Here is a 20549-nt window from a genome sequence, read left to right as displayed (position 1 = left end):
GGCCTTTCACCCCTAACCACAGGTCATCCCCCAACTTTTCAACGTTGGTGGGTTCGGCCCTCCACGCGGTCTTACCCGCGCTTCAGCCTGCCCATGGCTAGATCACCCCGCTTCGGGTCTAGGACACGCGACTGAATCGCCCTATTCAGACTCGCTTTCGCTACGGCTCCCCCACACGGGTTAACCTCGCCACATGCCACTAACTCGCAGGCTCATTCTTCAAAAGGCACGCCGTCACCCCTAAAGGCTCCGACGGATTGTAGGCGAACGGTTTCAGGTACTATTTCACTCCCCTCCCGGGGTACTTTTCACCATTCCCTCACGGTACTCGTCCGCTATCGGTCACCAGGAAGAATTTCAGGCTTACCAGGTGGTCCTGGCAGATTCACGGCAGATTTCAGGAGTCCGCCGCTACTCGGGAACACCCACAGAAGACCAGCAGTTTTCACCTACCGGACTCTCACCGTCTACGGTCAGCCTTTCCAGACTATTCGACTAACCACTGGCTTTGTAACTCCTCGAACACGTGTCAGCATGTTCAGTGGGGTCCCACAACCCCGACCACGCAACCCCTGACAGGTATCACACGCAGCCGGTTTAGCCTCAATCCGCTTTCGCTCGCCACTACTCACGGAATCACTAAATTGTTTTCTCTTCCTACGGGTACTGAGATGTTTCACTTCCCCGCGTTCCCCCCACACACCCTATGTGTTCAGGTGCGGGTGACTGGACATGACTCCAGCCGGGTTCCCCCATTCGGACACCCTGGGATCACAGCTCGGTTGACAGCTCCCCCAGGCCTATCGCGGCCTCCCACGTCCTTCATCGGCTCCTGGTGCCAAGGCATCCACCGTTCGCCCTTGACAACTTGACCACAAAGATGCTCGCGTCCACTGTGCAATTCTCAACAAACGACCAACCCACAACCCAAAAGCCCCACACCAGACCCGACAACCGCCGGCGGTATGCGAAGCCAGGCCATGCCTGGCGCCAACCAGGACATCACGTCCCGATCCATGGCTCTGAAAGACAACCGTGGTTGTTCTTTCAGGACCCAACAGGGTGCTCATCATCCCCTCCCAGCCGCACCAGGGACCTCGTTCCCTACCACCCGAAGATGGTCGTACTAGAAGAACCCCAGCCGTTGCCAGGAAAAAACTCGCCAGTGTCTCCGCCATTGAGCACCCCGACCCGACATTCGCAGGTCGCGGGCTCCATACCACCTTTCGGTGGATGGTGCTCCTTAGAAAGGAGGTGATCCAGCCGCACCTTCCGGTACGGCTACCTTGTTACGACTTCGTCCCAATCGCCAGCCCCACCTTCGACGGCTCCCTCCACAAGGGTTGGGCCACCGGCTTCGGGTGTTGCCGACTTTCGTGACGTGACGGGCGGTGTGTACAAGGCCCGGGAACGTATTCACCGCAGCGTTGCTGATCTGCGATTACTAGCGACTCCGACTTCACGGGGTCGAGTTGCAGACCCCGATCCGAACTGAGACCGGCTTTTTGGGATTCGCTCCACCTCACGGTATCGCAGCCCATTGTACCGGCCATTGTAGCATGCGTGAAGCCCTGGACATAAGGGGCATGATGACTTGACGTCATCCCCACCTTCCTCCGAGTTGACCCCGGCAGTCTTCGATGAGTCCCCGCCATAACGCGCTGGCAACATCGAACGAGGGTTGCGCTCGTTGCGGGACTTAACCCAACATCTCACGACACGAGCTGACGACAGCCATGCACCACCTGTGACCGCCCCCGAAGGACCCGACATCTCTGCCGGTTTTGCGGCCATGTCAAACCCAGGTAAGGTTCTTCGCGTTGCATCGAATTAATCCGCATGCTCCGCCGCTTGTGCGGGCCCCCGTCAATTCCTTTGAGTTTTAGCCTTGCGGCCGTACTCCCCAGGCGGGGCGCTTAATGCGTTAGCTGCGGCACAGAGAACCGGAGAGGCTCCCCACACCTAGCGCCCAACGTTTACAGCGTGGACTACCAGGGTATCTAATCCTGTTCGCTCCCCACGCTTTCGCTCCTCAGCGTCAGTATCGGCCCAGAGACCCGCCTTCGCCACCGGTGTTCCTCCTGATATCTGCGCATTTCACCGCTACACCAGGAATTCCAGTCTCCCCTACCGAACTCTAGCCTGCCCGTATCGACTGCAGGCCCGCAGTTGAGCCGCGGGTTTTCACAGTCGACGCGACAAGCCGCCTACGAGCTCTTTACGCCCAATAAATCCGGACAACGCTCGCGCCCTACGTCTTACCGCGGCTGCTGGCACGTAGTTGGCCGGCGCTTCTTCTGCAGGTACCGTCACTTGCGCTTCGTCCCTGCTGAAAGAGGTTTACAACCCGAAGGCCGTCATCCCTCACGCGGCGTCGCTGCATCAGGCTTCCGCCCATTGTGCAATATTCCCCACTGCTGCCTCCCGTAGGAGTCTGGGCCGTGTCTCAGTCCCAGTGTGGCCGGTCGCCCTCTCAGGCCGGCTACCCGTCGTCGCCTTGGTAGGCCATCACCCCACCAACAAGCTGATAGGCCGCGAGCCCATCCCAGGCCGAAAAACTTTCCACCAAGCGCCATGCAGCGCAAGGTCCTATTCGGTATTAGCCCCCGTTTCCGAGGGTTATCCCAAAGCCTAGGGCAGGTTGCTCACGTGTTACTCACCCGTTCGCCGCTCGAGTACCCCGAAGGGCCTTTCCGCTCGACTTGCATGTGTTAAGCACGCCGCCAGCGTTCGTCCTGAGCCAGGATCAAACTCTCCAACAAAAACTTGTTGAACAATCATCCCAGCAACAAAAGTGTTGCCAAAGGAATCCCAGCCGGAAGATCCTAAAAGAATCAACCAGCCCGGGGTATAAAACAATTGGCACTGGCTTATCAAGCACCCTGTTGAGTTCTCAAAGAACAACCACACACCGACCAGAAACCCCGCACCGCGGAGCCCCCAACCCGGGGCATTTCGTTCACCGCACCCGCCGCTCCCGCGCCGGGCACTTTTACTACGTTACCTCACCGTCTCTGCCGTGTCAAACCGTGTGTCCCGGTCTGTCATGCTTCGTACGGGTTGGCACCGACGAGCGCACGCAGCAGTGAACCACTGCGTCTGATCATCGGATTCGGCAGGCCGGCCGTCGCGGTCTCCCACGATTTCGCCCGGTGCCCTGCCGGTCGTCAACCATACCCGGTCGGTTCCGCCTCACCAAATCCGCCTCGCGGCGAATCCGGGGCACCACCCGGGGTCGGGCCCGTAGAGGGTTCAACCCCTGCGTTCCCGCTGCCATTCCCGATCCGGGGCCTCCGGGCTCTCGTCCCGTTTGCCCCGTTCCGCGCTGGCAGAGAGAAAGTTACGCGTCTTCGGGTTTGATCGTCAAATCCGCGACCAGCGTCCCGCGTCACACCATCTTCGAGTGACTATCTCCGCTGGTCAGGCCGTGCCGCCCGGGCGAGGAACGATCTCGCCGGCCGTCGGCCGCCGCGTCGGAGACGCGAACCCTCCTGCCAACGCGGGTCCGACCCCGCGCATTCCGCGATCCGAGGGGGCTCCGGCGCACCCGCTCACGTCGAACGCACGGCATCCCGCGCGCGGCCTCCGAACGCCGATCAGGTCGGTGGGACAGCTCGACGGCGGCGCGCCGCGAGCAGCCTGCGGATGCCGAGCACCCCGACGGCGGTCCCCAGGGTGAGCGATCCGACGATGAGGAACGCGTGCACCCACAGGAAGCCGGTGGGCGCGCTCTGCCCGGCGACGCCGTTCGACCAGGACGCCGGGTCGTCCCAGATGGCGACCGCGAACCTCGGCCAGATCAGCCAGGACCAGATGCCCACGCCGGTGAGGAGCAGCGACCAGCCACGCGACAACACCATGGGACCCGAGTATGCCCTCGGACCGCCGTAACCTGCGAGCGGAACATGATCGGCTCCGTTGCGGCGATCTGGCGGTGTCCCGGCGTACCGGACACCCCCACATCGGCGACCTGGTGTGGATCATGACGGTGCCACCGCCGGTTGACCGTTTCCCGTGACCGTCCGCCGGGCACTGATGAACCGGTCAGTGCGAGACGACCGGAGGTGTCCCTATGTCGCCCTCAGCGTTCGATCCGTGGACCTGGCGGGATCCGTCCGCCCTCGCCGGTGGGTACGCCGGCGCCAGCCCCGACTCCGCACCCGCCCGGGAGCCGGACGGCGCCGGCGACGGACCGGACGCTCCCGGCCCCGGCACCCCCATCGACCTGGCGGGTTACCGGGTGGAGGGCGTCGACGGGCGGATCGGCTCGGTCGACGAGGCGAGCGACGAGGCGGGCGCCCGATACCTGGTGGTCGACACCGGCCCGTGGATTCTCGGGCACCGGGTGCTGCTGCCGGTGGGCACGGTGGAGCGGGTCGACCACCTCGAGCGGACGGTGTACGTCGACCGCACCCGGCAGCAGGTGAAGGACGCGCCGGCGTTCGACCCCGAGGCGTACGCGCAGCCCGACTACCGCGACCGGGTCGGCGGCTACTACGCGGAGAGCTACCAGCGGGGGTGACACCACGGGCCGGCGGCGTCCCACCGGCATGGCGAAGGCCAGCCGACGGGACGCCGGCCCCGATTGACCCGGGTTATTGTGGTCGCCATGGCCCGGCCCTGCGTCTGCGCGCCGGAGGTCGTCACCCACACGGGCGACCTCCCACTCGGCGTGCCCGCAGGCCCCGGCGCTGGCGGCGACGGCCGCGAGCAGATCATCGACGTCCTTCGTGCCGGCGGGCTGCGGTTCCGCGACGGTGCGCGATGGCGGCCGGCTCACTGAGCCATCCGCGGAGGCGGGCGGCTCACTGAGCCCATCCCCTGACCGATGGGGTGGCATCACCGCCCCGGCCGGCGCGCGCCCGCGCATCTCCCGCCGCCATCCACGCACGAAAGGCGTACCACCATGTCCGTCGCACGAATGCTCACCGGTGACCGCCCGACCGGGAAGCTGCACCTCGGCCACTACGTCGGCAGCATCGCCAACCGGGTGCGGCTGCACCAGCGCTGCGACAGCTTCTTCATCATCGCCGACCTGCACATGCTGACCACGAGGAACACCCGGGACGACATCGAGCAGGTGGTCGGCAACGCCCGCGACATGGTCACCGACATCCTCGCCGCCGGGGTCGACCCGGCCCGGGCGACGTTCTACCTCCAGTCCGCCATCCCGGAGGTCGGCGACCTGAACACGCTCCTGCAGAACCTGGTGACGGTGCCCCGGCTGGAGCGGGTGCCGTCCCTCAAGGACATGGCACGGGACTCCGGCAAGGAGGAGATGCCGTACGGCCTGCTCGGCTACCCGGTCCTCCAGGCCGCCGACATCCTGTGCGTGAAGGGGCAGGTCGTGCCCGTCGGCAAGGACAACGCCGCCCACGTCGAGGTGACCCGCGAGATCGCGCGCCGGTTCAACAGCCTGTACGGCCCGGTGTTTCCGATCCCCGAGCTGATCCCGGCCGACACGCCCTCCCTGGTCGGCACGGACGGCGCGGCCAAGATGAGCAAGAGCCGGGGCAACAGCATCCTGCTCTCCGACGACGCGGCGACGGTGCGCCGCAAGGTGATGGGCATGTACACCGACCCGAACCGGGTGCGGGCCGACGTGCCGGGGACCGTCGAGGGGAACCCGGTCTTCGCGTACCACGACGTGTTCAACCCGGACCGGGGGCAGGTGGACGAGCTGACGGAGCGCTACCGCGCCGGTCGCGTCGGTGACGTCGAGGTCAAGGAGGCGCTGGTGGCCGCGTTGAACCGGTTCCTCGATCCGATCCGGGAGCGCCGGGCCCGCATCGAGGCAGACCGCGGCCTGGTCGACCGCCTGATCGTCGAGGGAACCGAGCGGACCCGCCGGGAGGTGCGCGAGACGGTGGCCGAGGTACGCCGGGCGATGGGGCTGACCGGCGCGTACACCAGGGTGCGCCGCCGGGCCGAGCGGGCCGGCAAGGCCGCGGCCGCCGCGGGCTGAGCGGCCCGCAGCCGGACAAGGAGGGTCCGGGTCGGTTGGACCGCGCCGGTGACGGGCCGTCGAGGTGCTCATGAGACCACGTCTGAGCTGCGGAAATACGACTCATCCACGAGTGGACGGTGACTCTCGCACGGTGGTACGACTTGAGCATCGGCCCGTCAACGGCGCCGCGTCGTACCACTCAGTGCCGACTGAGGGAGTACCCCGTGTCGCCTGCCAGTCGCATCCGGTCCCGGCACCAACCGTTCGAGGTCGCCACGCTGCTGATCGCCCCCCTCTGCGGGGTGCTCCTGGTCGTGCTCGACGTCCGACCACCGTCGGTCCGCATCACGATGCCACCCCCGATCCAGGCCGGCTGGGAGTTCGGCCTGATCGTCGCGGGGCTGGCCGGACTCGCGGGAATCCTCTGGCCCGGCCGCGTCTCGACGGGCCTCGGCATCGAGTTGGCGTCTCTGCTGATGCTGGGCGCGATCACCAGCATGTACGCCCTGGCGCTCGTGGTGGTCGCCGGAACCCAGGCGGTCGCCGTGGTCGCGTTCATCCTGTCCGTGTCTGCCGGGTCGTTCTGGCGCTGCGGCCAGATCGTGTGCGACCTGAGACGTCTGGCGCTCATCAGTCGAAGCATCGCCGTCCCGCTGCCCGAAGGGGAGTCAGCATGAGCAACTCGCCGACTCCGGCCGCACCGCACTGGGTCCAGGCCCTGCTCTCCGGGCTCGGTGTGCTGGGCAGCGCGGGCGGGCTGGCCGCCGTCGTCGCCGTCATCGTCCAGCGCGGCAAGTTCAAGGCGGACGCCGCCGACACGCTCACCGACGCCGCCCTCACGCTGGTCCAGCCGCTCCGGACGCGGGTGTGCGAGCTCGAACGGGAGGCGCTGGCCTCCCGGGAGGAGATCGCCACCATGCGCCAGGAGGTGCACCAGTTGCAGGCCGCCGTACGGACCCTGCGCCGGACGTTGGAGCGGTGGCGGGCCGCGGTGATGGCGCCCGACGCCACGCTGCGCCGGGTCCGGGCGACGGTGGCGGAGACGATCGAGCCGGACGACCTCTGAGTGGCGCCACGGCGACGGTCGTGAGCGGGCCGGCTGTGGCGCGAGCCACTCCGGTTTGTTGATCCGCATCACACCGGCCACCGGCGGCACGCTCACGACCGGCTATCGCCGCTGGTCCGGGGCACGGCAGGGGGTGCCCACGGGGACGCGGACGACGGCCCGCCGCCTACCGTTCGAGCCATGAGGGAGTCGGCGATGGGTCGACGGCGGGCGGTCGCCGTCATGCTGGCGCTGGAGCTGCTGCTGATCGGGCTCGGCGTGGGTGTGGCATGGGGTGCCGGGGGCGCCGGGGACGCCCCGCGGAGGCCGGTCGCCGGCGTGCCCGGTCCCGACTTCGTTGACATGAACGCGGTGCGTTCCGGCGCGGCCGACCCCGCGACGTCGCCGCCCCCGGCGGGCGCCGGCAGCTACACCTGGGACTGCGGTCGCAACGAGATCGGGCACCGCAACACCGCCAACGTCGTGACCGCGCCCGGCTACCCGGGGCAGGCGCACCACGTGCACGACTACGTCGGCAACGTCTCCACCGCTGTCGAGTCGACGCCCCGGAGCCTCGCCGGGGCCCCGACGACCTGCCGCAACGGCGACCGCTCCACGTACTATTGGCCGGTGCTGCGGACCGTACCGGGCGGGGACGGCGGCAGCGGTCACCCGGGGCACGACGGCGAGATCCAGGTGCCCGCCGCCGTGACCCTCACGTTCCTGGGCAACCCGAGCGGAAACGTGGTGCCCATGCCGGCACGGCTCGCGGGGACCGTCGGGGACGCGGTGGCCGTCACCAACGGTGGCGCGCACGCGGTGGCGACGTGGACGTGCTCCAGCACCGCCGAGCGCCGTACCACCGCGTACCCCGTCTGCCCGGTCGGCGACCGGGTGCTGCGGATCTTCGACTTCCCCAGTTGCTGGGACGGCCGGCGGGTGGACAGCGAGAACCACCGCGAGCACCTGCTGTTCGCCACCCGCAGCGGCGCCTGCCCCCACAACACCTTCCCGGTGCCGCGGCTGCGGATGACGCTCGCGTACGACCTTCCCCCGGGCGTCCGGTTCCAGATCGACGCGTTCGACGGCCAGCGCAACAGCCCGCTCACGGATCACGCGTTCTTCCTCAACCTGATGCCCGAGTCGGTGACGGCGCGGGTGGTGGCCTGCCTGAACGCCGGTCGGACCTGCCACGACGGCTGAGCCCGGGTCGCGTGGCGACCGCCGCGGAGGCCGCCCGGATCATTCCGGGCGGCCGACCTCGAACCGGCCGTCGGACGACGTGACCCGCACCGTGACGGTCCTCGGCTCCCCGGCGACACGCGCCGAGCAGGAGAACCGGTTGTCCACCTTCACCCGCGGGGCGACCGGGCAGGCGACCTCGTCCGCGTCGAGCTGGTAGTTCTCGCGCAGCACGGTCAGCACCCCCCGCTGGAGCGCCGCCGTGTCGAAGACCTTCCGGTTGAGGAAACCGGGCCAGACCAGGCCGAGCACCGCCACCAGGGCGACCGCGAGCACGACCGGGCCGGCGATCGCCGCCACGATCTTCGGGGGGACGCCCCGGCGGGGGCGTCCGGTCTCCGGGACCGGCCCGGCCGGCCCCCACTGCGGTGGCGCGGGCGTCCAACGGGGCGCCGGAGCGCTCGTCGTGGCGGGTGCGCCGGAGTCGTGGATGTCGCTCATCGTCGTTCTCCCGGTCCTCAGCGGGCGGCGGTGGTCGGCACGGCGATCACCTCGGGCAGCGGCTTCGTCCTGCCCCCGGTCGGGCTGATCGCGAACCAGGTGCCCCCGACCCCCTGACCCTTGACGTCACCCGGCGCGGTGTCCTTGGCGAACCGGTAGACCGGCCAGCCGCCGATCGTCACCTGGCACGTGCCGTCGGCGCGCTCGACGTAGCCGACGAGCTGCGGGTTGATCCCGCTCGGGTAGATCTGGCCGGGCGACTTCACCAGCAGCGGCGGCCACATCTTGGCGCAGTCGCCGCCGCAGGTGGACTTCGACGGCTTGGCGCTGTCCTTGTCGAACCGGTAGAGCGTCCGGCCCTGCCCGTCGGCGACGTACGTGCCGATGTCGGCGGAGGCGGTGCCGTTCAGCTGCACGACCGTGCTGCCACGCCCTTTGTCGGGCGCGGCCGGGAGCGGGCCGGCGGCCGGGCCACTGTAGATCTGCACGCGCCGCTGGGTCTTCGCGACCGTGGGCGTGGGCACCGGCGTCACCGGCGCCTCGATCACCTCGGGCACGCGGTCCGGGCTCGCGGTCGCGGAGGCGGCCACGCTGGGCGCTCCGGCCGCGGAGGAGGCGGGCGCCGCCGCGGGAGGGGCGTCCGCGGTCCCGGCCGCCTCGTCGGCGCACGCGGCCAGGGCCGCCAGGCTGGTCAACGTGATCGCGGTACGCGCGATCCGGCTGCGCAACAACATCAGTGCTCCACCTCGTGCTCGGTGCGACCGCGCCGGTGCCCGGTCGGCCCTCACACGACGGAGCGCGGAAAGTGGTTCACGGCGACGACGGGAAGAGCGTCGCGTCACGACGCCGGACCTTTCGCTGAACCGTTCCGGAGCGACATCCGTGTGGGTGGCGGCAACGGCGGAAGGCGGTCCACACACGACCACCGGACCGCCCGGAGAAACCCACGACACGAGGGAGCGGGAACGTGGCTACCTACCACATCGTCAGCGAGGACATCCAGGAGTCGGCGAGCTGGCTGAAGCAGAACATGCAGACGCTGCTGGACGGGATGACCCAGGCCAAGAGCAAGATCGACACGCTGATCCAGGGTGGCTACAACACCCCGGGCGCGCAGCAGCAGTTCGGCCCGTACTTCGAGGAGTACAAGGGCAGCGTGGACCAGACCCTGCACGGCATGGAGGGCATCAGCCAGTACCTCACGCAGGTCAGCGACGCCTTCTCCGAGACCGACAGCCAGACCGCCAGCAGCCTCGGCCGCTGACGGACGAACGGCCCCGGGGCCGCGTGGTGACCAGATCACCACGCGGCCCCGACCGTTTCCTCCGACGGACCATCCGACCAGGAGATACCCGTGCGCCTGCTGCTCACCGTTGCGGATCCGTCCACCGCCGTCACCGACTACCAGGTCGAGGCGGACCCCGACACCACAGTCGGGGAACTCGCCGAGGCGCTGGCCGCCCGCCGCCCGTCCGCCGTCGCCGCCCCGCCGACGATCTTCGTCGCCGGGGCGCCCCTGGATCCGCGGCTGACCCTCGCCGAGGCCCCGGTGCGCCAGGGCACGGTCCTCGGCCTGGACCGCCCCGTGCCCGAGCCGCCCGCGCAGCCGCCGGGCCTGCTCGAGGTGCGGGTGGTCAGCGGCACGGACGCCGGCGGCGTCCACCAGCTCGACATCGGTGAGCACACGATCGGAGCGGCCAGCACCAGCCGCGTCCGCCTCTCGGACCCGTCGCTCGCCGCCGTGATGGCACGGGTCCGGGTCACCCCGGACGGCGAGTGCCGGCTGCACCCGGCCGAGCCCGGACTGCTGCTCGACCGCACCGAGATCTCCGGCGAGCAGGTGTGGCGGCCCGGCGCGCAGCTCGCCGTCGGTTCCTCGCTGCTGGAGCTGCGCCACCCGGTCCGGGCCGAGGCCGCGCTGCAGGTCTCCGAGGACCGGACCGGCCTGGACTACAACCGCCCGCCCCGGCTGCTCCCCGCGACCCGGGCCACCCGGTTCGCGCTGCCCGCGCAGCCGTCGCCACCCGAGCGGCGACCGATCACGCTGATCACCGTGCTGGCGCCGCTGCTGGTCTCCGGGGCCATGTACCTCGTCACCCGGAGCCCGCTGACCCTGCTCTTCGCCGTCCTGTCGCCGGTGGCGCTGATCGTCAACCAGGTCGCCGCCCGGCGTCAGGGACGGGCCAGCCACCGGACGCGGGTCGCCGAGTACGAGGCGAAGAGGGAGCGGATCGCCACCGAGGCACGGGAGGCACTCACCGCCGAGCGTCTGGCCCGGCGGGACAGCCATCCCGATCCGGCGGCGGTCCGGTTGATGGCGGTGGGACCGCAGCGTCGGCTCTGGGAGCGACGCCGCACCGACCCCGACTTCCTGGAACTGCGTGCCGGCACCGCGGACCTCCCGTCCGAGGTGGTGCTCACCGACCCGAGCCAGGACGAACACCGGCGCGAGGTCCGGTGGAGCGCCTTCGACGTGCCGGCCATCGTGCCGGTACGCAAGCACGGGGTAGTCGGTGTCGCCGGTGGCCCGGTCGCCCGTACCACCGCCCGGTGGATGGTGGCGCAGGCGGCCACCCTGCACAGCCCCGAGGACCTGCAGATCTACCTGCTGGCCGGCGCGGGCGACGAGGACGGCTGGTCGTGGGCCCGCTGGCTGCCGCACGCCGCGCCGCGGGACGGCCAGGACACCCTCGCCACCGTCGGTGCCGACACGCAGACCCTGGCCCGCCGGGTGGCCGAGCTGGTCGCCGTCATCTCGGCCCGCTCCGGCGAACGGCCCGACGGCGCGTTCCGCGACATCCTCGTGGTGCTCGACGGTGCCCGCCGGCTGCGTTCCCTCCCCGGCGTGACGCAGATCCTGCGGGAGGGGCCGTCGGTCGGCGTCTACGCGCTCTGCGTGGACGCCGAGGAGAAGCTGCTGCCGGAGGAGTGCCAGGCCGTCGTCGCGCAGCAACCCGACGGCACGCTGCTGGTGACCAGGACGCTCGCCGAACCGGTCGCCGCCGTCCACGCCGACCTGGTCTCGCCGGACTGGCTGCGGACCGTGGCCCGGGCGCTGGCGCCACTGCGGGACACCGGCGGCGCCGACGAGGGGGGCGCGCTGCCGGACGCGAGCCGGCTGCTCGACGTGCTGGGGATGGAACCGCCGGAGCCGGACGCGGTGGCGGCCCGCTGGACCACCGGTGGACGGACCACGGAGGCCGTCCTCGGCGTGTCCCTGGACGGGCCCTTCGCCCTGGACCTCAAGCGGGACGGGCCACACGCCCTGGTGGCCGGCACCACCGGCTCGGGCAAGTCGGAGCTGTTGCAGACCCTCGTCGCCTCGCTCGCCGTGGCGAACCGGCCGGACGCCATGACGTTCGTGCTCGTCGACTACAAGGGCGGCAGCGCGTTCAAGGACTGCGTCCTGCTGCCGCACACCGTCGGCATGGTGACCGACCTGGACACCCACCTGGTGAGCCGCGCCCTGACCTCGCTCTCGGCGGAGCTGCGGCGGCGGGAGCACATCCTCGCCGAGGCGGGGGCGAAGGACATCGACGACTACGTCGACCTGCTGCGCCGCGAACCGACCCGGACGCCGATGCCGCGGCTGCTCATCGTCATCGACGAGTTCGCCTCGATGATCCGCGACCTGCCCGACTTCGTGACCGGTCTGGTCAACATCGCGCAGCGCGGCCGGTCCCTCGGCATCCACCTGGTGCTCGCGACCCAGCGTCCGGGCGGTGTGGTGTCGCCGGAGATCCGCGCCAACACCAACCTGCGGATCGCGCTGCGGGTGACCGACAGCAGCGAGAGCCAGGACGTGCTGAACGCGCCGGACGCCGCCTCGATCGGCAAGTCGACGCCCGGGCGCGCGTACGTCCGCCTCGCCCAGTCGTCGCTGGTGCCGTTCCAGGCGGGCCGGGTCGGCGGGTTCCGCCCCGGCGCCCGCACCCTCACCCGGCAGGCCCCGTGGCTGGCGCCGCTGTCCTGGGCCGACCTCGGTCGGCCGGCGCCGACCCGCCCGGGTGACGGCGGCGCCCAGCCGTCCGCGGAGCTGACCGACCTCGCCGTGCTGGTGGACGCGATCCGGGGCGCCAACGAGCAGCTCGCCATCCCGCCGCAGCACAGCCCGTGGCTGCCGGCGCTGCCGACCACCCTGACCGTCGACGCGCTCCCCGCCGCCCGCGGCAGCGGCTACCACCTGGCCGCCGTCGCGTACGGGCTGGTCGACCTTCCCGCGCAGCAGGAGCAGGCGCCGCTGGAGCTCGACCTGGGGACGCTGGGGCACCTGCACGTCATCGGTTCGTCGCGCAGCGGCCGGTCGCAGACGCTGCGGACGATCGCCGGCGCGCTGGCCCGCGCCCACTCGACGGCCGACGTGCACCTGTACGGCGTCGACTGCGGCAACGGCGCCCTCCTGGCGCTCAACGACCTGCCGCACTGCGGCGCGGTGGTGCAGCGTACGGAGGCCGAACGGCTCGGTCGGCTGTTCGGTCGCCTCCTCGCCGAGCTGGGGCGGCGGCAGCAGCTGCTCGCCTCCACCGGCTCGGCCAGTCTGGTGGAGTACCGGTCGGGCGCGGGCGGGGACGATCGCCCGCCGCACATCCTCGTGCTCCTGGACCGGTTCGAGGTCTTCGACAAGACCTTCGCCGACTACGACAACGGCACGGTGATGGCGGCGCTCCTCACGCTGCTGCGGGAGGGCGCCGGCGCCGGGATCCACGTCGTGCTGGCGGGCGACCGGAGCATGTTCTCCACCCGGATCTCGTCGACCAGTGACGACAAGCTGGTGCTGCGGCTCACCGAGCGCAGCGACTACAGCATGGCGGGGATCAACTACCGGCAACTGCCCGAGGAGATCGAGTCGGGCCGGGTCATCCGCGCGGCCGACAGCGCGGAGGCCCAGATCGCCCTCCTCACCGAGGACAGCTCCGGTCAGGCGCAGGCACGGGCGCTCGCGGCCGTCGGCGCGGCGGCCCGCGCCCGCGACGAGGCGCTGCCCCGTGCTGCCCGCCCGTTCCGGATCGACGTCCTGCCGGACGAGCTGACGCTGGCGGAGGCACGGACCCTGGCCCGTCCGTCCGGTCCCTCGTGGACACTGCTCGGGGTCGGCGGCGACGAACTCACCGGGATCGGCCCCGACCTGGCGGAGATTCCCACCTTCGTCCTGGGCGGGCCGCCCCGTTCCGGCCGGAGCACGGCGCTGCTCTCGATGGTCGCCGGTCTGCTCGCGAAGGGGACGCCGGTGGTGGTCGGCGCGCCGCGCCGATCGCCGCTGCGCGAGCTGGCCGGCGTACCCGGGGTGCTCGACGTCGTGGCCGGCGAGGACTTCACCTCGGCCCGGCTCGCGGCGGCCCTCGACGGCCGCGACGGCCCGGTCGTCGTCGTCCTCGACGACGCGGAGCAGCTCCTCAAGTGCGACGCCGGCAGCGACTTCGGGGAGATCGCCCGGACCGGCGCGGAGACCGGCCGTGGCCTCGTTCTGGCGGGCACCATCGACGGCCTCTCGGGCGGCTTCGGCGGCTGGCACGTCGACGCCCGGCGCAACCGGCAGGGCGCGCTGCTCAGCCCCCAGGGTCTCGGCGACGGGGAGCTCATCGGCGCCAAGCTCTCCCGTGGTCAGCTGGGCGGCGGCCGGCCCGGCCGCGCGCTCGCCCACTTCGGCGACGGCCGGCTGCACCTCGTGCAGGTGCCCCGGACCGACCTCGCGGCGCTGCGGGCGGCGCTCGGCGACGTGCCCCTCCTCGACGGCGCGGGTGAGGAATCGTGACGGCCTCGGCCCGCTGATCGGTCGGGAAACACGTGAGGGGGACACCGGAACGGTGTCCCCCTCACGTGCGTCGGCGACTCACCCCCCGGTCGCCGACTCCCCCACGGAAGCCTGCGGCGTCGCGGGCGCCGGGCCCCCGTCCCCCCAGGTGAACGTCAGTGTCCCGGTGATCGTCGCGAACAGCTCGAACAGCTCCTCCGCCTCGGCGAGGTTCGGGCTCGACCCGGTGACCACGAGGACGTCCGGTGAGCCCGGCAGCGGTACGACCGTGTGCATCACGGCGCACCGCATCGTCGCCCCCTCCTGGGTCACGTTCTGGATGCCGTGCACCCGGCCGACCGTGCCGATTCCGGGGATCTGCGCCGTGCTCACCCGACGCCAGGTCCCGTCCGCCCAGGCGGGCCGACCGACCGCGGTGAGCGCGCCGAGGATGTCACCGGTCGCCGGCGGCGTGACCACCGAGACCAGCACCGTCGCGGTGAGCGGGCCGTCCTCGTACAGCTGGAAGACGCCGGCTGCGTGCACCGCTCCGGCGCGGCGGGCCTCGCGCACCGACCGGCGCAGCCGCTCGGCGTACTGACCGGCCTGCTCCTCGGGGAGTCCACCCTCGCGGGCGCGGGTCCACACCTCCTGCGCCATCCGGTTCTCGCTCGCCTCGTCGGCGACCGAGTAGTCCACCCAGTCCTCCGGCGTGCGCAGCAGGAAGCCGGTCGGGGTCGTCGGGGCCGTCGCGCCGGTCACCGGGCTGGTCATTCGCTTCCCCCGTCGTCCGGGTTGGTGAGCGCGTTGACGGTCTGCTCGTCCGTCTCCCGGAACGCGTCGGCGACCGCCTTCGCGGCGTCGCGTACGCCTTCGAGGTCCTTCGCCACGACGTGGCGGCCGTCACCCCACCGCTTCTCGAAGTCGTGGGCGGCCTTCTGCAGGTCGCGCTGGCCGAGCGTGTCGACCACGTGGCCCATGGCCTTGATCGGCGCGCTGTCCATCAGATCCTTGGTGCGCTGGAGCAGGTCGTGCACGCGCTCCAGCTCCGCACCGGGTACGTCGATCACGCTCATGCCGGCACCGCCGCGCCGAGCCTGCCGGTTCGCTCGCTCATCTCCGATTCCCTCCGGGGCCGTCACAGCAACTCCGCGCCGTACACGGACGGCGCGGCGTTGCGGTTCAGCCTGAACCGATCTCCGGTCGCCTACGTGTGCGAGTCGGCTCCCGGCACCCGGCCCGGTTGCGGGGGGACCAGACGGCGACAGGGGAGGTTGGTCATGGCGCGTCCGGGGGACGCCGAGTGGTCGGTGTTGGAACTCGACTCGGATCCGGTGCCGGGTGATCCGGAGTCCTTTGAGGAGATCACGCGGGCCTACCAGGAGCTGGCGAGGACCACCCAGGAGGCGCACGACCTGCTGGCCAGCGGCGGCCAGATCGACGTCGGGCAGGGCAAGGCCATGGAGGCCTTCAAGGATCTGATCGGCAAGCTGCCGCCCCGGTTGGACACGATGGCCCACTCGTACGCCGCGGCCGCGGACGCGTACCTGCGCTACCTCCCGTCGCTGGAGGAGGCGCAGACGATGTCGCTGCGGGCCCTGGACCAGGCCCGGCAGGCCTCCGGAGACCAGGGCGCCGCGCAGGCGGCGCTGTCGTCGGCGCAGGCGGCGCTCACCGCGCTCACGGGCGACGCGGAGGCCGCGAAGGCCGCGAAGGACAAGGCCGACGACGACGTCACCGCCGCCCAGAACCGGGCCGACGAGGCCCGACAGGCGCTCGACCAGGCCAAGTCCCTCCTCGGTCAGGCGACCGCGCTGCGCGACCAGGCCGCCCGGACCGCCGCCGAGACGCTACGGCACCTGGCCAAGGACGCTCCCCAGCGCTCGCTCTGGGAGAAGATCGCCGAGGCGTTCCAGGCGTTCGTCGAGTTCCTGCGGAGCACGGTGATCGAGTGGATCACCACGGTCCTGGACGTGCTCTCGGTGATCGCGTCGTTCATCTTCCCGCCACTCGGGGAGGCCATCGGCCTCCTGTCCGGTGCGATCGATCTCGCGTCGGCCGTGCTCGGCGGAGACCCCGCCGAGATCGGGCTGGCCGCCGGCGGTCTCGCCCTTGGCCTGGTGCCCGGCGGCCGGCTCGCCGCGCGGATCATGAAGTTCGCGGCCAAGGGCGCGCCCGGTCTGGTCAAGGGCGGTGTCGAGGGCGCCACCCGGGGCCTCGACGCCGGTGGCGGCAAGACGATCGTGGGCGGACTGGCCGGGAAGGGGTCCGGGGCCAACCGGCCACCGGTACCGAAGGACACCTCGCTTTCGATCGACGTACGCAAGTGCGTCACCGACCCGGTCGATGTCGCCACCGGCGAGATGGTGCTCTCCCAGATCGACCTGGAGCTGCCGGATCCCCTGCCGATGGTGCTGGAGCGCACACACCTGTCCACCTACCGCGCGGGCGGCTGGTTCGGCCCGTCCTGGGCGTCCACGCTGGACCAGCGGTTGGAGTTCGACGGGCAGGGCGTCTGCTACTTCGCGCCGGACGGCATGATCCTGGTCTACCCGCCGGCCGAGGAGGGCGAGGCGGTGCTACCGGTGGAGGGGCCGCGATGGCCGTTGCGCCGCACCGGCCCGACGACGGCGGAGCTGGTGGACCCGGTTGGCGGTAGCACCGTCCACTTCGCCGTGTCCGGCGCGGTGGGGCTGGTCAGCGCGGTCGTCGACCGCCTCCACAACCGGCTGGAGATCGGCCGGGACGACCGCGGAATCCCGACGGAGCTGCTGCACCCGAGCGGACAGCGTATCGGGGTGACCGTGACGGGTGCGCGGATCACGGCGCTGTACGTGCTGGACTCCGAGGGCAGGCCGGCCGCCCGGATCGCGAGCTACGGCTACGACGAACGGCTCCGGCTGACCGAGGTGAGCAACGTCTCCGGCCAGCCGATGCACTTCGGATACGACGACGCCGGCCGGATCACCAGTTGGACCGACCGCAACGGGACGCGGTACCGCTACACGTACGACGCGGACGGCCGCTGCGTCCGGACCGAAGGTGACGGCGGCTACCTCAGCGCCGTCCTCAGCTACGACAGCGAGGAACGGATCACCCGCTACACCGACTCGCTGGGCAACACCACTGTCTACCGTCTCGACGACCTGCGGCACGTGGCGAGCGAGACCGACCCGCTGGGCAACACCACCCGTTACGAGTGGGGCCCGTACAACCAGCTCCTGGCACGGACCGACCCGCTGGGCCGGCTGACCCGCTACTCGTACGACGTCGACGGCCGACTGCGGCGGATCGTCCGCGCCGACGGGACCGAGGTGCGGACCACCACGTCCGGCGACGCGCTGACCATCGCCGTCGAGCAGGGCGGGCGTGCCTTCTCCCGCCACTACCCGGAGGCCCCGGACGTCTTCTCGGAGCCGATCGGGGTGGCCGAGCCGTTCGAGTACGACCGACTGGGCGGAAGCGAACCGACCCGGAACGCGGCCGTCGCCGGTCGGCGGGTCAGCCGGCTCGGCGCGCGGGGCCGCACCGAGGAGGTGTGGTACGACACCGAGGGCAACCCGGTCGAGCGGGTCGACGCCGCCGGCCAGGTGACGCGCACCGAGTACGGCCCGTTCGGGCTCGTCCTCGCCATGGTCGACCCGACCGGGGCCCGGACCGGCTACCGGTACGACACCGAGCTGCGGCTGGTCGGGGTCGACGATCCGCGCGGCCTGACCTGGCGGTACGTCCACGACGCGGCGGGCCGGCTCGTGGAGGAGACGGACTTCAACGGCCGGGTGCTGCGCTTCGAGTACGACGCGGCCGGGCAGCTCGTCCGGTCGGTCAACGGCCTCGGTGAGGTCACCGAGTACGCGTACGACCTGCTGGGCAACGTCGTCGAGCGGCGTACCCTCTCCGGCGTCACCCGCTACCGGTACGACCCGGTGGGCAACCTGGCCTGGGCCGCGAACGACGACGCCGAGCTGAGCATCGAGCGTGACGAGTCCGGCCGCGTCGTCGAGTCGACCACGAACGGGCGGACGCTGACGTTCGGCTACGACGACGAGCGACTCTCCCGTCGCCGGCGCACCCCGTCGGGGGCGGAAAGCGTCTGGTCGTACGACCGGTTCGGCAGGCCTGTCGTGCTGCGTACGGCCGACCACACCACCCGGTTCGCGCACGACGCGCGGGGTCGGGAGTTGTCCCGGAGCGTCGACAGCCGGGTGGTGTTCGAGCAGACGTTCAGCGGTGGCCAGCTCGCCGCGCAGGTCGTGCCCGGCGTGCGGCGGCGCCGCTTCGACTATCGGGCGGACGGCCAGCTCGCCGGCATCGACGACGACCGGACGGGCCGGATCGAGTTCGACCTGGATCCGGTGGGCCGGGTGGTCGGAGTCCGCTCACCGCACCGGGAGGAGCACTACCGGTACGACGCGGTCGGGAACCTGCTCTCGGCGGAGGCGTCCGGTGCGCGGCACCTCGGCGAGCTGCGCTACGAGGGCAACCTGGTGACGGCGGCGGGGGCGGTTCGCTACGGGTACGACGCGCAGGGACGCATGACCACCCGGACGGTCACCGACCCGGGCGGCGGGGACCGGACCTGGCGATTCGACTGGGACGGCCACGACCGGCTGGTCGGGGTGCTGACCCCCGACGGTGACCGCTGGCGCTACCGCTACGACCCGCTGGGTCGCCGGATCGCCAAGCAGCGCTACGCAGCCGACACCGACACCACGCCCGTCGAACGGATGGAGTTCGTCTGGGACGGGACGGTGCTCATCGAGCAGACGCACACCGACGCCGCGGGTCGCACCCGGGTCACCACCTGGGAGCACCACCCCGAGCAGCTCGCGCCGGTCGCCCAGTCCGTACGCGGCGCGGCCGACGAGATGGATCGTCGCTTCTACGCCGTCCTCACCGACCTCGTGGGCACCCCGACCGCACTGCTCGCGGCCGACGGTGAGCTGGCCTGGAACGGCGACGACCGCAGCGTCTGGGGCGTCCCGCTGGCCGGCGAGGAAGCGACCGCGATGCCGCTGCGTTTCCCGGGGCAGTACCTCGACGCGGAGACCGGCCTGCACTACAACGTCTACCGCTACTACGACCCGGTCAGCGGCCGGTACGTCAGCCAGGACCCGCTGGGGCTCGCCCCGGCGCCGGACCCCGCCGCGTACGTCGGCAACCCCTACCTCGAGGCCGACCCGCTCGGGCTCGTGAAGAAGGGTGGGTGCGCGGGTGGCGGCGCTGGCGGCGGTGGCAACAAGAACAAGCGCCCCGGCGCCGGGAACGATGCCGGCAACGCCACCGCCTCCGGCTCCGGCAGCGGCTCCGGCAACAAGGACTTCGTCGACGTGGGCGAGCACGACGGGGTGGTGGTCAAGCTGGACTCGCACCAGAACAAGCACCACTCACCCCCCGTCTTCGGCGGTGAGCTGAAGCCGTACACCGGCGGCCGGGGGGAGAAGTTCCCCTCCGAGGTCAACGAGGAGTGGCACCAGAAGTACTTCCCGAAGCAGGTCGCGAAGATCGTCAACGACGAGGCGGACGCCATCAGGAACAGGGCCGACTCCTTGCGGGCGCATGCGGACTCCCTTCGCACGCCGGAGGTCGACAAGGCGCTCCGGAACGCGGACCTGGCCGAGGCGAAGGCGAACAACGCGGCGGCGTGGGCCAAGCAGAACCCGAGCGACAAGATCGCGAAGCAGCACGCCGACCAGTTCGCCAGGGAGGCCGAGGCCGCCAGGAAGAACGCGAACACGATCAACGGCTTCAAGGCGGCCGACAACGCGGCGATCAAGGAGGAGAACAAGCTGAACGGCACCTCCACCTTCCAGCCGTCGAAGAACGCCCAGGACGACGGCGTCAAGTACGACATCAGCGCCCAGTACGACCCGGACAGCGGGAAGTTCCACGCCACCTGGCACGGCAACCCCAACATCAGCCGTGCCCAGTCGCCGCTGGACTGGTGGGAGGACTACGGCAAGGACATCCAGAGCGCCTGGAAGCTCAACGGGGTGCGTTAGGAGAGGCCACAGCCGGGCGGGCACGGGAACGGTACGCCCGGCACGGGGCCCGCGCTGAACCCGATCGGTCCCGCTTACGTGTTCGGGTCGCCGAGGTTGGCACGCCGCACGAGTCACGACATCACTGTGAGTGAGGTATCC

Annotated in this window: 14 protein-coding genes and 2 rRNA genes; 9 read left to right on the top strand and 7 right to left on the bottom strand. The window is 70.8% G+C overall.

Going from position 1 to position 20549, the window contains the following annotated elements; translation table 11 throughout:
* From ACSNOA_RS03540 to ACSNOA_RS03530, 3 genes are all read right to left on the bottom strand, one after another.
* A 23S ribosomal RNA gene (locus ACSNOA_RS03540) occupies positions 1-874 on the bottom strand; the annotation flags it as partial.
* 373 nt (positions 875-1247) lie between these two features.
* A 16S ribosomal RNA gene (locus ACSNOA_RS03535) occupies positions 1248-2762 on the bottom strand.
* An 834-nt stretch (positions 2763-3596) separates the two neighbouring features.
* A complete protein-coding gene (locus ACSNOA_RS03530; protein WP_436656150.1) occupies positions 3597-3860 on the bottom strand; it encodes an SCO4848 family membrane protein in 264 nt (87 codons plus the stop codon).
* Between the two features lie 212 nt (positions 3861-4072).
* On the opposite strand from ACSNOA_RS03530, the gene ACSNOA_RS03525 reads away from it, so the two are divergent.
* The 6 genes from ACSNOA_RS03525 to ACSNOA_RS03500 all read left to right on the top strand — a co-directional run bounded on the left by ACSNOA_RS03525 (position 4073) and on the right by ACSNOA_RS03500 (position 8195).
* The gene (locus tag ACSNOA_RS03525; RefSeq protein ID WP_436656148.1) at positions 4073-4522 is read left to right on the top strand and encodes a PRC-barrel domain containing protein; all 450 of its coding nucleotides are present in this window, start codon (positions 4073-4075) and stop codon (positions 4520-4522) included.
* Between the two features lie 87 nt (positions 4523-4609).
* Positions 4610-4783: a hypothetical protein gene (locus ACSNOA_RS03520; protein WP_436656146.1), complete on the top strand. Its 174-nt coding sequence runs from the start codon at positions 4610-4612 to the stop codon at positions 4781-4783.
* A 123-nt stretch (positions 4784-4906) separates the two neighbouring features.
* The gene (gene trpS / locus ACSNOA_RS03515) at positions 4907-5965 is read left to right on the top strand and encodes a tryptophan--tRNA ligase (protein ID WP_436656144.1); all 1059 of its coding nucleotides are present in this window, start codon (positions 4907-4909) and stop codon (positions 5963-5965) included.
* A 206-nt stretch (positions 5966-6171) separates the two neighbouring features.
* Positions 6172-6624 carry a hypothetical protein gene (locus tag ACSNOA_RS03510; protein ID WP_436656142.1) on the top strand — a complete coding sequence of 151 codons (453 nt, stop codon included), beginning with the start codon at positions 6172-6174 and terminating at the stop codon, positions 6622-6624.
* Complete coding sequence (locus tag ACSNOA_RS03505; protein ID WP_436656140.1) at positions 6621-7013, top strand: hypothetical protein; 393 nt, start codon at positions 6621-6623, stop codon at positions 7011-7013. The genes ACSNOA_RS03510 and ACSNOA_RS03505 overlap by 4 nt, the downstream gene beginning before the upstream one ends.
* Before the next feature lie 180 nt (positions 7014-7193).
* On the top strand, positions 7194-8195 hold the full coding sequence (locus tag ACSNOA_RS03500; protein ID WP_436656138.1) for a DUF1996 domain-containing protein: 1002 nt from the start codon (positions 7194-7196) through the stop codon (positions 8193-8195).
* Positions 8196-8234: 39 nt separating this feature from the next.
* Here ACSNOA_RS03500 and ACSNOA_RS03495 read toward each other — a convergent pair whose 3' ends face one another.
* Both ACSNOA_RS03495 and ACSNOA_RS03490 read right to left on the bottom strand, forming a co-directional pair.
* Positions 8235-8675, bottom strand: coding sequence for a DUF4333 domain-containing protein (locus ACSNOA_RS03495; RefSeq protein WP_436656136.1), 441 nt, complete (start codon positions 8673-8675; stop codon positions 8235-8237).
* Between the two features lie 17 nt (positions 8676-8692).
* Positions 8693-9409, bottom strand: a complete 717-nt coding sequence (locus tag ACSNOA_RS03490) for a hypothetical protein (protein WP_436656134.1) — start codon at positions 9407-9409, stop codon at positions 8693-8695.
* A 233-nt stretch (positions 9410-9642) separates the two neighbouring features.
* Between ACSNOA_RS03490 and ACSNOA_RS03485 the strand changes: the two genes are divergently transcribed.
* Together ACSNOA_RS03485 and ACSNOA_RS03480 are read left to right on the top strand one after the other, a co-directional pair.
* Complete coding sequence (locus ACSNOA_RS03485; RefSeq protein ID WP_377530575.1) at positions 9643-9939, top strand: WXG100 family type VII secretion target; 297 nt, start codon at positions 9643-9645, stop codon at positions 9937-9939.
* Positions 9940-10029: 90 nt separating this feature from the next.
* Positions 10030-14427, top strand: coding sequence for an FtsK/SpoIIIE domain-containing protein (locus tag ACSNOA_RS03480; protein WP_436656132.1), 4398 nt, complete (start codon positions 10030-10032; stop codon positions 14425-14427).
* Between the two features lie 78 nt (positions 14428-14505).
* Here ACSNOA_RS03480 and ACSNOA_RS03475 read toward each other — a convergent pair whose 3' ends face one another.
* The gene (locus ACSNOA_RS03475; protein WP_436656130.1) at positions 14506-15180 is read right to left on the bottom strand and encodes a hypothetical protein; all 675 of its coding nucleotides are present in this window, start codon (positions 15178-15180) and stop codon (positions 14506-14508) included.
* The gene (locus ACSNOA_RS03470) at positions 15177-15482 is read right to left on the bottom strand and encodes a hypothetical protein (protein WP_436656128.1); all 306 of its coding nucleotides are present in this window, start codon (positions 15480-15482) and stop codon (positions 15177-15179) included. The genes ACSNOA_RS03475 and ACSNOA_RS03470 overlap by 4 nt, the downstream gene beginning before the upstream one ends.
* A 204-nt stretch (positions 15483-15686) precedes the next feature.
* On the opposite strand from ACSNOA_RS03470, the gene ACSNOA_RS03465 reads away from it, so the two are divergent.
* A complete protein-coding gene (locus ACSNOA_RS03465; protein WP_436656126.1) occupies positions 15687-20408 on the top strand; it encodes a DUF6531 domain-containing protein in 4722 nt (1573 codons plus the stop codon).
* Positions 20409-20549 lie beyond the last annotated feature (141 nt).

Origin of the sequence: Micromonospora sp. URMC 103 (assembly GCF_051386435.1) — a bacterium.
In the GTDB taxonomy this organism is placed as follows: Bacteria; Actinomycetota; Actinomycetes; order Mycobacteriales; family Micromonosporaceae; genus Micromonospora.
This window is presented reverse-complemented; position numbering and strand designations above follow the sequence as displayed.

What these genes read in the sequence shown, in the direction of transcription:
- ACSNOA_RS03530 (WP_436656150.1), bottom strand. Translation starts at nt 3,860, where the DNA reads ATGGTGTTGTCGCGTGGCTGGTCGCTGCTCCTCACCGGCGTGGGCATC.
- ACSNOA_RS03525 (WP_436656148.1), top strand. Translation starts at nt 4,073, where the DNA reads ATGTCGCCCTCAGCGTTCGATCCGTGGACCTGGCGGGATCCGTCCGCC.
- ACSNOA_RS03520 (WP_436656146.1), top strand. Translation starts at nt 4,610, where the DNA reads ATGGCCCGGCCCTGCGTCTGCGCGCCGGAGGTCGTCACCCACACGGGC.
- trpS (WP_436656144.1), top strand. Translation starts at nt 4,907, where the DNA reads ATGTCCGTCGCACGAATGCTCACCGGTGACCGCCCGACCGGGAAGCTG.
- ACSNOA_RS03505 (WP_436656140.1), top strand. Translation starts at nt 6,621, where the DNA reads ATGAGCAACTCGCCGACTCCGGCCGCACCGCACTGGGTCCAGGCCCTG.
- ACSNOA_RS03500 (WP_436656138.1), top strand. Translation starts at nt 7,194, where the DNA reads ATGAGGGAGTCGGCGATGGGTCGACGGCGGGCGGTCGCCGTCATGCTG.
- ACSNOA_RS03495 (WP_436656136.1), bottom strand. Translation starts at nt 8,675, where the DNA reads ATGAGCGACATCCACGACTCCGGCGCACCCGCCACGACGAGCGCTCCG.
- ACSNOA_RS03490 (WP_436656134.1), bottom strand. Translation starts at nt 9,409, where the DNA reads ATGTTGTTGCGCAGCCGGATCGCGCGTACCGCGATCACGTTGACCAGC.
- ACSNOA_RS03475 (WP_436656130.1), bottom strand. Translation starts at nt 15,180, where the DNA reads ATGACCAGCCCGGTGACCGGCGCGACGGCCCCGACGACCCCGACCGGC.
- ACSNOA_RS03470 (WP_436656128.1), bottom strand. Translation starts at nt 15,482, where the DNA reads ATGAGCGTGATCGACGTACCCGGTGCGGAGCTGGAGCGCGTGCACGAC.
- ACSNOA_RS03465 (WP_436656126.1), top strand. Translation starts at nt 15,687, where the DNA reads ATGGCGCGTCCGGGGGACGCCGAGTGGTCGGTGTTGGAACTCGACTCG.